12 protein-coding genes are annotated in these 15,293 nt (G+C 59.0%); all 12 read left to right on the forward strand.

Annotated elements, in window-relative coordinates:
* Positions 1–23: 23 nt before the first annotated feature.
* Entirely contained in the window at positions 24–803 is a 780-nt protein-coding gene (uppS, locus tag A3709_RS19015; protein WP_082850222.1) for a polyprenyl diphosphate synthase, read from the forward strand.
* Positions 796–1,632: a phosphatidate cytidylyltransferase gene (locus A3709_RS19020; RefSeq protein WP_066058270.1), complete on the forward strand. Its 837-nt coding sequence runs from the start codon at positions 796–798 to the stop codon at positions 1,630–1,632. The genes uppS and A3709_RS19020 overlap by 8 nt, the downstream gene beginning before the upstream one ends.
* A 2-nt stretch (positions 1,633–1,634) precedes the next feature.
* Positions 1,635–2,825 (forward strand): 1-deoxy-D-xylulose-5-phosphate reductoisomerase, encoded by a 1,191-nt coding sequence (gene ispC, locus A3709_RS19025; protein ID WP_066058274.1) that lies wholly within the window; start codon positions 1,635–1,637, stop codon positions 2,823–2,825.
* Positions 2,825–4,180 carry an RIP metalloprotease RseP gene (rseP, locus tag A3709_RS19030; protein WP_066058277.1) on the forward strand — a complete coding sequence of 452 codons (1,356 nt, stop codon included), beginning with the start codon at positions 2,825–2,827 and terminating at the stop codon, positions 4,178–4,180. Before ispC ends, rseP begins: the two co-directional genes overlap by 1 nt.
* A gap of 55 nt (positions 4,181–4,235) precedes the next feature.
* Positions 4,236–6,806 (forward strand): outer membrane protein assembly factor BamA, encoded by a 2,571-nt coding sequence (bamA, locus tag A3709_RS19035; RefSeq protein WP_066058671.1) that lies wholly within the window; start codon positions 4,236–4,238, stop codon positions 6,804–6,806.
* A 26-nt stretch (positions 6,807–6,832) separates the two neighbouring features.
* The gene (locus A3709_RS19040) at positions 6,833–7,345 is read left to right on the forward strand and encodes an OmpH family outer membrane protein (RefSeq protein WP_229801664.1); all 513 of its coding nucleotides are present in this window, start codon (positions 6,833–6,835) and stop codon (positions 7,343–7,345) included.
* 12 nt (positions 7,346–7,357) lie between these two features.
* On the forward strand, positions 7,358–8,359 hold the full coding sequence (gene lpxD / locus A3709_RS19045) for a UDP-3-O-(3-hydroxymyristoyl)glucosamine N-acyltransferase (RefSeq protein WP_066058280.1): 1,002 nt from the start codon (positions 7,358–7,360) through the stop codon (positions 8,357–8,359).
* 29 nt (positions 8,360–8,388) lie between these two features.
* The gene (gene fabZ / locus A3709_RS19050) at positions 8,389–8,820 is read left to right on the forward strand and encodes a 3-hydroxyacyl-ACP dehydratase FabZ (protein ID WP_082850225.1); all 432 of its coding nucleotides are present in this window, start codon (positions 8,389–8,391) and stop codon (positions 8,818–8,820) included.
* On the forward strand, positions 8,817–9,587 hold the full coding sequence (lpxA, locus tag A3709_RS19055) for an acyl-ACP--UDP-N-acetylglucosamine O-acyltransferase (RefSeq protein ID WP_066058282.1): 771 nt from the start codon (positions 8,817–8,819) through the stop codon (positions 9,585–9,587). Before fabZ ends, lpxA begins: the two co-directional genes overlap by 4 nt.
* A 5-nt stretch (positions 9,588–9,592) precedes the next feature.
* Positions 9,593–10,738: a lipid-A-disaccharide synthase gene (gene lpxB / locus A3709_RS19060; RefSeq protein ID WP_066058285.1), complete on the forward strand. Its 1,146-nt coding sequence runs from the start codon at positions 9,593–9,595 to the stop codon at positions 10,736–10,738.
* Positions 10,731–11,321, forward strand: coding sequence for a ribonuclease HII (rnhB, locus tag A3709_RS19065; protein ID WP_066058288.1), 591 nt, complete (start codon positions 10,731–10,733; stop codon positions 11,319–11,321). The genes lpxB and rnhB overlap by 8 nt, the downstream gene beginning before the upstream one ends.
* Before the next feature lie 477 nt (positions 11,322–11,798).
* Complete coding sequence (gene dnaE, locus A3709_RS19070) at positions 11,799–15,287, forward strand: DNA polymerase III subunit alpha (protein WP_066058291.1); 3,489 nt, start codon at positions 11,799–11,801, stop codon at positions 15,285–15,287.
* The last annotated feature ends 6 nt before the right edge of the window (positions 15,288–15,293 follow it).

Raw genomic sequence — 15,293 nt, forward strand, 5'->3', positions numbered from 1 at the left:
GGCCCGTAGCCCGGTTCTCAGCCATGTCTGAATCCAATTCGCGGGGCGAAACTGACAGTCGCGAAACCGTTGTGCCACGGCATGTTGCCATCATCATGGATGGCAACAATCGCTGGGCAAAGCGCAACGGCGTTCCCGGCCCGGCCGGCCATCGCGCCGGCGTAGAAGCAGTCCGCAATATTCTCCGAGCCTGCCGTAACCACGGCGTTGAAGTGCTCACCCTATTTGCTTTCAGCAGTGAAAACTGGGGGCGTCCGCTGCCCGAGGTGCGGGCATTGCTGGCCCTGTTGTCGCGCTATTTGCGCAGTGAAGTGCGCGAACTGCACAAGGACGGTATTCGCCTGCGGTTTATTGGCGAGCGCTCGCGATTCAGTGGCCGCCTGCAGCGGTTGATGCAGCAGTCTGAACATCTCACTGCTGGCAATACCGAGGCCACTGTCGTGATTGCGGTAGATTACGGCGGCCAGTGGGACATCGCCCAGGTAGCGCAAAAGCTGGCCCGCCAGGCCCAATTGGGAGAGCTTGACCCCTACAGCATCGACGCTCAGATGATTGATCGGAATATCTCTATTGCCGACCTGCCGCGCCCCGACCTTTGCATACGCACCGGGGGCGATGCTCGTATCAGTAATTTCATGCTGTGGCATTTCGCTTACAGTGAGCTGTATTTCACGAACACTCTGTGGCCTGATTTTGGCGAACTGGAATTCGCCCGGGCGCTGGCTGACTATAGCCGCCGCGAACGGCGTTTCGGGCTGCGTGATCCTGATGGCCTGGTGGCAGGAGCAGATCTCGATGCTTAAGCAGCGCATTATTACGGCGCTGATAATGGCGGGCCTCTTTCTCGCCGCTATCGCCTTTCTCTCGGTCCCTGCTCTGGCGTTGGCGATTGCCCTGATTGTGCTCGCCGGCGGTTGGGAATGGTCGCGTCTGGCCGGCTGGGAAAGTGCCCCTGCCAGAGGCCTGTTTGTAGCAGTGCTGGGCAGCGTAGTGGGTGTTATCTACGTAACATGCGGCTTGGGTCAAAACCCGGCTCGTGAACAGGTTCAGCCGATTCTTGGTCTGGCGACCCTGTGGTGGTCATTTGCCCTGTTATGGATTAAGTCCTACCCGGGAAGTGCGGTGCTCTGGAGTAACCAGTGGATGCGCTCTCTGATCGGGTTGCTGGTGCTTGCGCCGGCCTGGACAGCGGCGATCTACCTGCTGAGCTTCTCTCAGGGAGGCCTGTTGTTGATTTCCATGGTGGTCATCGTTGTGGCAGCGGATGTCGGTGCGTATTTCAGCGGGAAGTCCCTGGGCAAACACAAGCTGGCGCCGGCGGTCAGCCCCGCGAAAACCTGGGAGGGTTTCTGGGGTGGTGAGATTGCCGCTGCTGCGGTCGGTGTTGCGTTGTGGTTTTTCCTGCCCGCCCAGGGCGCACATATTTCCCTGCTGGCTGTGCTGGCCATTGTAGTGGCGACCAGTATTGCCTCAGTCGTGGGTGACCTGACCGTCAGCATGGTCAAACGCGAAAGTGGCTGCAAAGACAGCGGTAGCCTGCTGCCGGGTCACGGTGGTTTCCTCGACCGTCTCGACAGTCTCTGTGGAGCCGCACCGGTATTTACCCTGGGTCTGGTTCTGGCGGGCTGGTGACGATGAGCAGTGCGGTACGTCAGGTCTCTGTTCTAGGGTCCACAGGTTCTATTGGTGTCAGCACCCTCGATGTGATCGGGCGCCACCCCGAAGATTTCCAGGTATATGCCCTGGCCGCACACCGCTCGGTAGACGCCATGCTTGCCCAATGTGAGCAGTTCCAGCCGCGCTATGCCGTTATGGCTGATGAAAGGGCTGCTGAGGCCCTGCGCAAGGGGCTGGCCGCGGGTTCGGTCACCGAGGTATTGTGTGGTGATGCAGGCCTGGAGCAGGTTGTGACTGCCCCGGAAGTCGACTGTGTCATGGCGGCCATCGTCGGTGCCGCCGGCCTGCCTTCTACCCTCGCGGCGGCGCGAGCGGGCAAAACTCTGTTGCTGGCGAACAAGGAGTCGCTGGTCATGGGAGGCCATCTCCTGATGCAGGCCGTGCGCGATTCAGGCGCCCGATTGTTGCCTATCGACAGCGAACACAACGCGATTTTTCAGTGCATGCCCGCTGATAGCGAGGCGCGCCCTCAACTCAAGGGCGTGAGTAAGATTTTGCTGACGGCCTCTGGTGGCCCCTTCCGCAACTGGACCCACGCGCAAATGGCCGAGGCCACCCCGGATCAGGCTTGCGCGCACCCCAACTGGTCCATGGGGCGCAAGATTTCCGTAGACTCCGCAAGCCTGATGAACAAGGGGTTGGAATTTATCGAAGCCTGCTGGATTTTTGATGTCGGCCCGGAACAGGTTGATGTGATTGTGCACCCGCAGAGTATTATTCACTCCATGGTGCAGTATGTGGACGGTTCTGTGATTGCCCAGCTTGGCAATCCCGATATGCGTACCCCCATAGCTTACGGGCTAGCCTGGCCCCAGCGGGTGGATGCCGGCGTGGCGCCGCTGGATCTGATTACCACCGCCAGGCTCGATTTCGAGGCTCCGGACGAGCAGCGGTTCCCCTGTTTGCGCCTGGCCCGTGAGTCGGTGGCGAGCGGTGGCACGGCCATGGCTATCTGTAATGCTGCCAATGAGGTGGCGGTAGAGGCATTTCTGGACGAGAGAATTCGCTTTACGGACATTCCGCGAGTGATTGAGTCGGCCATGGAACGGGTGACCTCGGTTGAACCGACGGACCTCGATGTGGTCGAAACTGCAGACAGGGAGGCCCGGGAGGCCGCCCGCGAAGCGATAGGGACGCTGGTCAGCTAATGGACATTTTGTACACCATACTTATCACGCTCTTCACCCTGGCTGTGCTGGTGGCGGTGCACGAGTACGGCCATTTCTGGGTGGCCCGTAAGTGCGGCGTTAAAGTCATTCGATTCTCCATCGGCTTCGGCAAATCCCTCGGCAGCTGGCGGGACAGCCAGGGCACGGAATATTCAGTCGCCGCCATTCCCCTGGGCGGCTACGTCAAAATGTTGGACGAGCGCGAGGGCGACGTGCCCGAGGAAGAGCTCGAACAGGCATTTAATCGCAAACCCGTACTCCAGCGCATTGCCGTTGTGGCCGCCGGCCCGCTGGCAAACCTGTTATTGGCTGTGGTCGCCTACTGGTTCCTGTTTATGGCTGGTGAGCGCGGCTATGCGCCGGTCATTGGTGAGGTAGAGACCGGCTCCATCGCCGATGTGGCGGGCCTGGAGACTGGTCAGGAAATTGTCGCGGTAGATGGCGCCGATACCCCCACCTGGCGCGCCCTGAGCTTTGCATTGCTAGATCGTATCGGTGATTCCGGCACCATTGAATTTGCGGTGAGCTACCCCGGTTCCGATATGGTCTATGAGTCAGAGGTGGTTATTGACCGCTGGCTGTCTGAGCAGGAGGAACCCGATCTGTTCGGCGGCCTGGGTATTGCCATGTACACCCCGGATGTACCGCCTGTGGTAGACAGCGTGAGCGAGGGCAGCCCCGCTGCCGCTGCTGGCCTGCAGACCGGCGACCGGGTGCTGCGGGCAGATGCTGTGCCCATGGAAAAGTGGATGGATTGGGTGGAATATGTGCGCGCCCGACCAGGCCAGCCCATTACCCTTGAGATTGAGCGCGACGGCCAGATTGAGCAGCGTGTCATCACCCCTGAACGCGTGGTGGAAGAGGGTGCTGAGCCCTTTGGCCGCGTCGGTGTGGGCGTTGCCCTGCCGGAAATGCCCCCGGAAATGATTCGCACCTTCCAGCGCGGCCCGATTGAGTCAATGGGGGCTGCGGTGGTGCAGACCTGGGAACTGGTCGGATTTACCCTGAATTCGATCAAGAAAATGATCATGGGGCTCATCTCGCCGAAAAACTTGAGCGGCCCTATTACCATTGCTAAAGTGGCCTCCGCCTCCGCCAAGTCGGGGCTGGAGTCCTATATTGGCTTCCTGGCCCTGCTCAGTGTGAGCCTCGGCGTATTGAACCTGTTGCCGGTCCCGGTACTGGACGGGGGACACCTGCTCTTTTACACCGTGGAGCTCTTGGCTGGACGGCCTGTACCTGAGAAAATACAGGCCCTTGGATACCAGGTGGGCCTGTTTCTGGTGCTGGGAATGATGGCACTGGCTCTATATAACGATTTTACGCGCCTGTAGCGAACAGTAAGAGCAACTCAGCTACATGCTGAATCTGTCGATTGAGTGAATTTTGATTAAGCGATATTTCAAACACCTGGCCGTGGTACTTCTCCTTTTGGTACCTCATGCCTACGCCGAGACATTTATCATCTCTGACATTCGGGTGGAGGGACTGCAGCGGATTTCAGCCGGTAGTGTCTTTGCTTCGCTGCCGGTGGCGGTGGGCGACATGGTGGACGAGCGCGCGATTCGCGCCTCGGCACGCAGCCTGTTCTCGACAGGTAATTTTGACGATATTCGCATTGGCCGGGACGGCAATGTCCTCGTGGTCGTGGTGGCCGAGCGCCCCAGCATTAGCGAGATCAATATCGACGGCAACAAGGCGATCGAAACCGAAGCCCTGCTCGAAGGCCTCAAGGGTGCGGGCCTGGCGGTTGGCCAGGTATTCCAGCGGTCTACCCTCGAAGGCATGCAATTGGAACTGCAGCGCCAGTACGTCCAGCAGGGTCGTTATGACGCCAGCATTGATACCGAGGTGGTGCCGGAGCCGCGCAACCGGGTCACAATCAATATCGACGTCAACGAAGGTACCGTGGCGGCGATCAAGCACATCAACGTGGTGGGCAATGAAGTCTTCACCGACGATGAGCTGGGGGAAGTCTTCGAACTCAAAACGACGGGCTGGCTGTCCTTTTTTACTAACGACGACAAGTATTCCAAAGAGAAGCTGACCGGTGACCTGGAATCCCTGACCTCTTACTACATGGACCGCGGCTATCTGCAGTTCCGCATCGACTCTACCCAGGTGTCGGTATCCCCCAACAAAGAAGAAGTCTACATTACCGCCAACGTGACCGAGGGCGACAAGTTCACTGTGGGCAGCGTCGATCTGTCCGGAGACCTGGTGTTACCTGAGGAAGACCTGCGTCGCTTCATGCTGGTAGCAGAGGGGCAGACCTTCTCACAGCAGCTGGTGACGAGTACCGAGGAATACATGACTCGCCGCCTGGGTAATGAAGGCTATAACTTCGCCAAGGTGACCGGTATTCCCGAGGTGGAAGAAGGTGAAACCACGGTAAGCATGAAGTTCTTCGTTGATCCCGGCAAACGCACCTACGTGCGCCGCATCAGCTTCAAGGGCAACATGAAGACGGCCGACGATGTACTGCGCCGTGAAATGCGCCAGATGGAGAGTGCCCCCGCCTCCTCGGCCAAAATTGAGCAGTCTCGCGTTCGTCTGGAGCGACTGGGCTATTTCAGCCGGGCCACGGTGGAAACACCACAGGTGCCTGGCCACGATGATCTGATTGACGTTGAATACAGCGTGGAAGAACAGTCCTCGGGCAGTATTGGCGCCAGCTTCGGCTACGCCCAGGACGCGGGCCTGATTCTCGGCCTGAATCTGCAGCAGGATAACTTCATGGGTACTGGTAAGCGGGTCGGTATTAACCTGAACTCCTCGCGCTACCAGGATCTTTATAACTTCAGCTACACCAACCCTTATTACACTGAAGACGGTGTGAGCCGCGGCTTTAATGTGTTCTACCGCTCCACTGACCTTTCCGAGGTGAACGTGGCCAGCTATACCACCGATACCATGGGCGCATCCCTGAACTTCGGTTATCCGATTAAGGAAACCCAGCGTCTGGGTTTCAGCTTCGGTATCTCCGACACCGAGATCACAGCCGGTCGCTTTGCCGTCCAGGAGATCAAGGCCAGCCCACGTCTGGAAGACGGGGTGGAGTATTGGTTTGACAGCACCCAGCTGCCCGATGGCACCTTTGCCGGACCTGAAGAGGTGTTCCCAATCGATACGCTGCCACCGTCGTATCTGACACCGCCTGCTGACCTGGGCTTCCTCGATGAGAACGGCGACGAATTCCTGAACTGGACCATCACCGCCAGCTGGACACAGTCCACCCTGAACCGCGGTCGTTTCGCCACCAGAGGTACCTCGAACTCAGTTTCGCTGGAAGTGGCCATGCCGGGCTCTGACCTGGAGTTCTACAAGCTGAATTACCGCGGTGAAGTCTACTTCCCGATCAAGGGTGAGTGGGTAATGCGCTTCCGCGGAGAACTGGGCTATGGCGACGGTTATGGCGATGCCACCGAGCTACCGTTCTACGAGCACTTCTTTGCCGGCGGGTTCGGCAGTGTGCGTGGCTTCGAGAGCAACACCTTGGGACCGCGTTCCACGCCCGCAGAGCTCTATGAGGGCCGCGGCGCGGTGACAGAGGTCGACGAGGAAACCGGCGAGCCCACCGCCATCGGCGACTTTGGTTATGTCGCGGTTGATGACAAATTGCTCTATGAGACTCTCAACGACGACCCCGATCCCTTCGGTGGCAACGTGTTGGTTGAGGGTAGTGCTGAGCTCCTGTTCCCGCTGCCGTTCATCAAGGATCGCAGCCAGCTGCGCTCTGCCTTCTTCGTGGACGTGGGCAACGTATTCAACACCAACTGCGGTGTAAACCAGATCAACTGCTTCGATATCGATGCCGATGAACTGCGTTATTCCGTGGGTGTGGGCGTGACCTGGATTACCGGGTTCGGCCCCATGACATTCAGCCTGGCCAAGCCGCTTAATGCCGGCGATGAGGATGAGGAAGAAGCCTTCCAGTTCACCCTCGGCCGAGGCTTCTGATTTTTACCTGACGATTGGAGATAACCGTGTCTAAATTTTTCAAAGTAACCCTTGCTGCGCTGGCGTTTACACTGTCTGGCGCTGCGATGGCCCAGGGCAAGATTGCCGTTGTAAACCTGCAGGAAGCTATTCTGCAGACTGATCTGGCCCAGAAGCGCATTGAAGAAGTACGCAACGGAGACGACTACAAGGCCGACAAAGCCGAGTTCGACAAGCTCAAAGCCGAAATGGAAGAGCTGGTGAAGTCCTTCCAGAAAGATGCCGCTGTGATGAGCCAGGAGCAACAGACCGCTGCGCGCCAGAAGCTGGCCAGCAAGCAGTCAGACCTTGAGCACGTTGGTGGCAAACTGCAGCAGGCCGAGCAGGTAGCGGGCCAGCAGTTGCTGCAGGAGCTATCCCCCAAGGTTCAGGAAGTCCTGCGTGAACTGATCGCTACTGAAGGCATTGGCCTGCTGATGCCGCGCGCTTCCGTGATTCACGCGGATCCCGGATACAGCATTACCGCCAAGGTGACTGACAAGCTCAATCAGGCCAACTAAGGCGCCCTGGTAATGACTCTCGGGGAGCTGGCGGAACAACTGGGCCTGACCCTCTCAGGCGATCCCCAGCGCCCCGTGTCCGGCCTTGGCACCCTCGCCAATGCTGGCCCCGAGGAAGTGACCTTCCTCGCCAATCCCAAGTTCCTGTCCCAACTCGAAAAAACCCGAGCCGCAGCGGTGATTTTACGTGCGGATATGGTCGAGGCCTGTCCGGTGGACAGCCTGGCTGCCGAAGACCCATATCTTAGCTACGCCCGCGCTACGGCGCTGTTTGATCGGGCGCCCGCTGTCCCTGAGGGCGTGCACCCCAGCGCAACGGTTGCCGCGGAAGCAAACATCGGTGAGGGAGCCTCTATTGGCCCCAATGCGGTGGTGGAAACCGGGGCTGATATCGGTGCCGGTGTCTCTATCGGGGCGAACGTAGTGGTCGGACAAAACTGTCGGATTGGGTCCGGCAGTGCCCTGATGCCCGGTGTGGTGCTCTACCACGACGTGCACCTGGGTGAACGCTGCCTCATCCACAGCCAGACCGTGATTGGCTCCGATGGCTTTGGTTTTGCCCCCGGTAAGGCCGGCTGGCAAAAAATCCATCAGCTGGGCGGCGTGCGCATCGGTAATGACGTGGAAATTGGCGCCAGTGTGACGATTGATCGCGGTGCACTTGAGCATACTGTGCTCGAAGATGGTGTGATAATCGACAACCAGGTGCACATCGCCCACAACTGTCGTATCGGCAAAAATACCGCGATAGCAGGTTGCACCGGAATGGCCGGAAGTTCGATCATAGGCGCTAACTGTACGCTGGCTGGAATGGTGGGTGTGGCAGGGCATCTCGAGATTTGTGACAACGTCCATGTGACAGGCATGAGCATGGTGAGCAAGTCCATTACCGAGCCCGGTTCCTACTCCTCCGGTACGCCAATGATGCCCTCGCGGGACTGGCGCAGAAGCGCGGTGCGCTTTAGCCAATTGGAACGTATCTACCAGCGGCTGGCCTCCCTTGAAGACAAGTAAGGGCCCTAGCTCCAAAGGAACAGCAATTCATGATGGATGTCATCGAAATCCGCAAACACCTTCCGCATCGCTACCCGTTTTTGCTGGTAGACCGGGTGGTGGAACTGAATCTGGGCGAATCAATCCTCGCCTACAAGAATCTTTCGGTTAACGAGCCGTTTTTTGACGGTCACTTTCCTGACCAACCCGTTTTCCCCGGTGTACTGTTGGTAGAGGCCATGGCCCAGGCGGCCGGTATCCTCGGTTTCAAAACCATGGACAAGACGCCTGCTGACGGCTCTATCTACTACTTTGTCGGCGCCGATAACCTGCGCTTTAAGCGTCCCTGTGTGCCAGGTGACCAGGTGATGCTGCGGGCCTCCATTGTCGGCGAGCGCCGCGGTATCTGGAAATTCGACGTCAAGTCTGATGTCGATGGCGAGCTGGCGGCTTCCGCCACGATTCTCTGCGCTGACCGATGATTCACGAACTGGCTCTGGTCGATCCTTCCGCAAAGCTTGCGGATGACGTGGTGGTCGGCCCATGGTCGATGATCGGGCCTGAGGTCGAAATCGGCCCTGGGACGATTATCGAGCCCCATGTGATTATCCGTGGCCCCACCGTTATCGGTGCCAATAACCACGTTTACCAGTTCTCCAGCATTGGCGAGGCTACTCCTGATCTCAAGTATCGCAACGAGCCGACCCGGCTGGTGATTGGCGACAACAATATTATCCGTGAGAACGTGACGATTCATCGTGGCACGGTGCAGGACCGTTCCGAGACTACGATTGGTAACGACAACCTGATCATGGCCTACGTTCATATTGGCCACGACTCGGTGGTGGGCAACAACACTATTCTGGTTAACAACACCGCCCTGGCTGGCCATGTGCATGTGGGTGACTGGGCGATTCTCAGTGGCTATACCCTCGTGCATCAGTTCTGCAAGATTGGCGCACACAGCTTCAGCGGTATGGGCACTGCCATTGGCAAGGATGTACCTGCCTATGTCACGGTCAGCGGCTCACCCGCTGAGGCCAAAACGATCAATATCGAAGGCCTGCGTCGCCGCGGTTTATCCGCCGATGCCATCAGTCAGCTGCGCCGTGCATTCAAGATTCTCTATCGCCAGGGCCTGACCCTGGATATTGCCCTGCAACGGCTGGAGTCTATGCTCCGAGAAACGCCGGAAGTGCAGATTCTTATCGATTCCGTGCGCGCTTCTGAGCGCGGCATCGTCAGGTAGCATTCATGCCTTCGGGCACATTGCGTATTGGTGTCCTTGCCGGCGAGGCCTCTGGCGATATTCTCGGCTCCCGAGTGCTGGCAGCACTTCGAGAACAATGCGACGAACTCATTGTTGAAGGCATTGGCGGCCCGCTAATGGAAGCCCAGGGCCTGCAGAGCATGTTTCCCATGGACCGTCTGTCGGTCATGGGCTTTGTCGAGCCACTCAAGCGCCTGCCAGAACTGTTGCGTATCCGCCGCACGGTGTTCGAGCATTTTCGCGACAATCCGCCGGATTTATTCCTCGGCATTGATGCACCGGACTTCAACCTGACCCTGGAGCGCAAGCTCAAGGCCCACGGCGTCAAAACTGCGCATCTGGTCAGTCCCTCAGTGTGGGCCTGGCGACAGCGCCGCATCCACAAGATCAAGCGCTCTGTCGACTTGATGCTGTGCTTGTTTCCATTTGAGACGCGCATTTACGAAGAGCACGATGTGCCCGTGCGGTTTGTGGGGCATCCCCTGGCCGATGAGCTGCCTGATCGCGCCGATGCGGCTGCGGCCCGCAACGACCTGAATTTGCCCGCTCAGGGCAAGATACTCGCCTTACTGCCCGGCAGTCGCGGCGGTGAGGTTCGCATGTTGGCCCCGGTATTCCTGCAGGCGGCTCGACTTTTGTGGCAACTCAACCCCCAGCTCAGCTTTGTATTGCCTGCTGCAAATCAGGCCCGGGAAGCCGAACTGCGGAAGCTACTGACCCAACAACCCGACCTGCCCGTAACTCTGATTAGTGGCCGCTCCCGCGTGGTGATGGCCGCCGCTGATGCCATTCTGCTGGCCTCCGGTACCGCCACCCTGGAGGCCGCATTGGTGAAGCGTCCTATGGTCGTGGCTTACCGTATGGCCGCGCTGTCCTGGTGGCTGGTACTGCGTCTGGCCATCACCCCGTTTGCGGCATTGCCAAACGTATTGTCGGGTCGAGCACTGGTTCCAGAGCTGCTGCAGGATGGCGCCACGGCGGAGGCCATGGCCGCCTCAGCAGAACCGCTTCTGGAGGGCGGTGAGGCCGCCCAGAAGCAGGTCAGTGCCTTCGACGATATCCATGCCACCCTGCGCCGCGACTATGCGCACCGGGCTGCCGAAGCCCTGCTGGAGCTGGCCCGTGGATGACCTGTTCGAAGTCAGTTATGAAGGTGCCGATCTCGCTGGTGTCGACGAAGTAGGGCGGGGCCCGCTGGCGGGCGACGTGGTGGCTGCCGCTGTCATCCTCGACCCGGCGCGGCCGATCGAGGGCCTGCGCGATTCCAAGAAACTCACCGAGGCTCGCCGTGAATCACTGGCAAAGGCTATCAAGGAACACGCCATTGCTTGGTCTATCGCCCGGGCTTCGGTGGCGGAGATCGACGAACTCAATATTCTGCATGCATCAATGCTGGCCATGAAACGCGCGGTTGAAGCGCTGGCCCCACAGCCGGGCTATGTATTGGTTGATGGCAATCGCCTGCCGGTCTGGCATTACGCCTCGGAGCCGGTGGTCAAGGGCGATGATCGGGTGCCGGCCATTGCGGCGGCGTCGATTCTGGCCAAGGTGCAGCGCGACAATGAGCTGATTGAGCTGGAAGCCCGCTATCCGGGTTACGGTTTCGCGAAGCACAAGGGCTACCCGACGGCAGCCCATCTGAGTGCCTTGCGCGAGCTGGGGGTGACGCCTGTGCATCGTCGGTCGTTCGGGCCTGTCAGAGAGCTATTGTAGTTCTTTAGTGCCCCGCCTCAGCGCGGATGGCCGGTGAGGCTTACCTCACGGCCGCATGCTCCGCTTCGGCGGCTACGGCCTCGGGGCAACTCGGCGTGGGATTGCTGCGCAATCCTCAAGCACGCCTCAAACACTTACCGAGGAAAGCCCTTCGCCGCCTCTCGCTGCGCATTGGCGCGGTCTGATGGTGAGGTAAGCCCCACCGACCACCCGCACTGCTCTTGGCGTGAAAGGCCTCATGATAGTGGCGCCTCATTTTACCTGCCTTGTGGTACGGATCGATGAGCGGAGGCAGCTGTAAGCCTTCAGAAATCGTCGGGAGGCATGGATGCCGTACGCCGAAGCGCGCCATGGATGGCCTTGCAGCGGTTTCTGAAGGCTTACAGGTGACTCCGATCCGGTTAGCAAAAACTCCGCAAACACTTCGAGCGAGAGAAAACTGCTGCCGAAAAAACCCAACAAATGTACACTGCATGAATGACTTCGTTTGTGCATTTACGCCTCCACTCCGAGTATTCAATTGTCGATGGCCTGGTACGGCTCAAGCCCCTGATGGGCAGGGTAGCCGAGCTGGGCATGCCCGCCGTAGCAGTCACTGACTTCACCAATTTCTACGGCCTGGTAAAGGCTTACAAAGCTGCCTTTGGCGCCGGTGTGCAGCCCATTTTTGGCACCGACCTCAGGGTGATGGAAGCCGACGATCCCGAGAAGTCCTACCCCATGTGCCTACTGGCCATGAATGAGGCCGGTTACAAGAACCTTACGCTGCTGATATCCCAGGCCTATACCGATGGCCAGTATCTCGGTGAGCCCTATGTGCGCAAAGCCTGGCTTGAGGAGTGCGCTGAAGGCGTGATTGCCCTGTCGGCCGGTGCTGCCGGTGATGTGGGCCATGCACTGCTCAGCGATAAGCCCGAGCTTGCCCGGGAGCGGGCTGAGTACTGGATGAATCTTTACCCTGGGCGCTACTACCTCGAGTTGCATCGCACCGGGCGTGAAGGTGACGAGACTCATCTGCACCGGGCCGTGGCACTGGCTGGAGAGCTGGAGTGTCCCGTGGTGGCGACAAACGATGTGCGCTTCCTGGAGGCCTCAGAGTTTGAGGCGCATGAGGCGCGGGTGTGTATTGGTGAGGGCAGGGCGCTGGACGACCCGCGCCGGGTGCGCGCTTATACCGATCAGCAGTACCTGCGCTCGCCTCAGGAAATGCAGGAGCTGTTTGCAGATATTCCTGAAGCACTGGCCAACTCGGTAGCTATTGCCCGCCGCTGTAACGTCGTGTTGGAGTTAGGCAAACCGTATCTGCCCGATTATCCCATCCCCGATGGCATGACCATGGATGAGTTTTTCCGGCAATTGTCCCACGATGGGTTGGATGCGCGCCTGGAAGTTTTGTTTGATACCAGTGCCAGCGATTTTCCCGAGGTGCAACAACGCTATCGCGAGCGCCTGGATTTTGAGCTCGACACCATTGTGCAAATGGGTTTCCCCGGCTACTTCCTGATCGTGATGGACTTTATCCGCTGGGCCAAGGAGCACGATATTCCCGTCGGGCCAGGGCGGGGTTCCGGTGCAGGTTCGCTGGTGGCCTATGCGATGGAGATTACCGACCTCGATCCCATCGAATACGACCTGCTGTTCGAGCGCTTCCTTAACCCCGAGCGGGTATCCATGCCTGACTTTGACGTCGACTTCTGTATGGAGAAGCGCGACAAGGTTATCGAGTACGTGGCGGATAACTACGGCCGCGAGGCCGTTTCGCAGATTATTACGTTCGGCACCATGGCCGCCAAGGCGGTGGTGCGCGACGTGGCCCGGGTTCAGGGTAAGTCCTACGGCCTGGCCGACAAACTCTCGAAGATGATTCCCTTTGAAGTGGGCATGACCCTGGAAAAAGCGCTCGAGCAGGAAGAGCCACTGCGTGAGTTTCTTGCCGAGGATGACCAGGCCCAGGAAATCTGGGACATGGCCGAGCAACTCGAGGGGGTGACCCGGGGTGTGGGCAAACACGCCGGTGGTGTGGTGATCGCGCCTTCCAAACTGACGGATTTCTCGCCGCTTTATTGCGACGAAACGGGTTCCGGCCTCGTCACCCAATACGACAAGGGCGACGTGGAAGACGCCGGGCTGGTCAAGTTCGACTTCCTCGGCCTGCGTACCCTCACAATCATCGATTGGGCCGTGAAAATGATTAACCCGGCTAGGGCGCGCGCCGGTGAAGAGCCTCTGGATATTATGCAGATTCCGCTGGACGACGCGCCCAGTTTCCGCCTGCTCATGTCCGCCGAGACTACCGCCGTGTTCCAGCTGGAATCGCGCGGTATGAAAGATCTGATCAAACGCCTGCAGCCAGACTGTTTCGAGGACATTGTGGCACTGGTGGCCCTGTTCCGCCCAGGCCCACTGCAGTCGGGCATGGTAGATAACTTTATCAACCGCAAGCACGGGCGCGAGGAAATCTCTTACCCCGACGCGCAATACCAGCACGAGTGGCTGCAGCCGATTCTGCAGCCCACCTACGGCATCATCCTGTACCAGGAGCAGGTGATGCAGATAGCCCAGGAGCTGGCCGGCTATACCCTGGGTGGTGCGGATATGCTGCGTCGTGCCATGGGTAAGAAAAAGCCCGAGGAGATGGCCAAGCAGCGCGCCATCTTCGAAGAGGGTGCCCAGGGCAAGGGTGTTGACGGCACCCTGGCCATGAAGATTTTCGACCTGGTGGAAAAGTTTGCCGGCTACGGTTTTAACAAGTCGCACTCGGCAGCATATGCACTGGTCTCCTATCAGACCTGCTGGCTGAAGACGCATTACCCCGCACCATTTATGGCGGCGGTGATGAGTTCGGAACTCGACAATACCGACAAGATTGTGATCTTTGTCGAAGAGTGCCGGCGCATGAAGCTGTCGCTCAAACTGCCCGATGTGAACGAAGGGCAGTACATGTTCACCGTGAACGAGCAGGACGATATCATCTATGGTCTCGGTGCGATTAAAGGCCTCGGTGAGGGCCCGATCGAGAATATTCTCAAGGCCCGTGAAGAGGGCGGTCCATTTAGGGACCTGTTTGATTTCTGTGCGCGCACCGATCCGCGCAAGGTTAATCGCAAGGCGATTGAAGCACTGATTCGTTCCGGTGCTCTGGACTCCATGGGCGAGACCCGCTGGGTGCTGATGGCCAGCATGGAGGATGCACTCAAGGCAGCAGAGCAGAGTGCCAGCAACCGGGATGCCGGCATCGATGATTTGTTTGGCGAGGTGGTGCCCAGCGAGGAAAGCGGCCACGAAGATGTGTACGCACCGTTTCGCAATGTGCGCCCCTGGCCTGATAAAGAGCGCCTGGGCGGCGAAAAGGACACGTTGGGGCTGTATATTACCGGGCATCCCATCGACGAGTATGAGCGTGAGATCCGTAAATTCGCGCCGACGCGCATCGCCGATTTACGTGCCGACAAGCAGGGGAATCAGGTGCTGGCCGGACTGATTGTGGCCATGCGCACCATGAAGACCAAGCGCGGCGATACCATGGCCATTCTTACGCTCGATGATCGCAGCGCGCGCCTCGAAGTCACGGTGTACGCCGAGGCGTTTAATGAGGCGCGTGAGTTGCTCGGCAAAGACAAGATCGTGATTGTCGAGGGCAAGGTGGCCCACGATGACTATTCAGGTGGCCTGGCCATGCGCGTTAGCGGCGTGCGCGATCTGACCCAGGCCCGCCAGAGCTATGCCTCAGCCCTGAGCCTGCAGTTGCGCGGCGAGCAACTCAATGACAAATTTGTTACCCAGCTACAGCGCACCCTGGAGTCAGGGCGCGGCGGCAGCTGTCCGGTGTCTATGATGTACCTGCAGGGCCATAACCAGGCTCGCTTCACCTGCGGGGAGAACTGGCGTGTGTCGCCGACCGATGAACTGCTGCAATCGCTGCGCGACCAGTTAGGTCAGGACAGCGTGGCGCTGGAATACCGGTGAGGCTTA

Origin of the sequence: Halioglobus sp. HI00S01, assembly GCF_001635445.1 — a bacterium.
Taxonomy (GTDB): Bacteria; Pseudomonadota; Gammaproteobacteria; order Pseudomonadales; family Halieaceae; genus Halioglobus; species Halioglobus japonicus.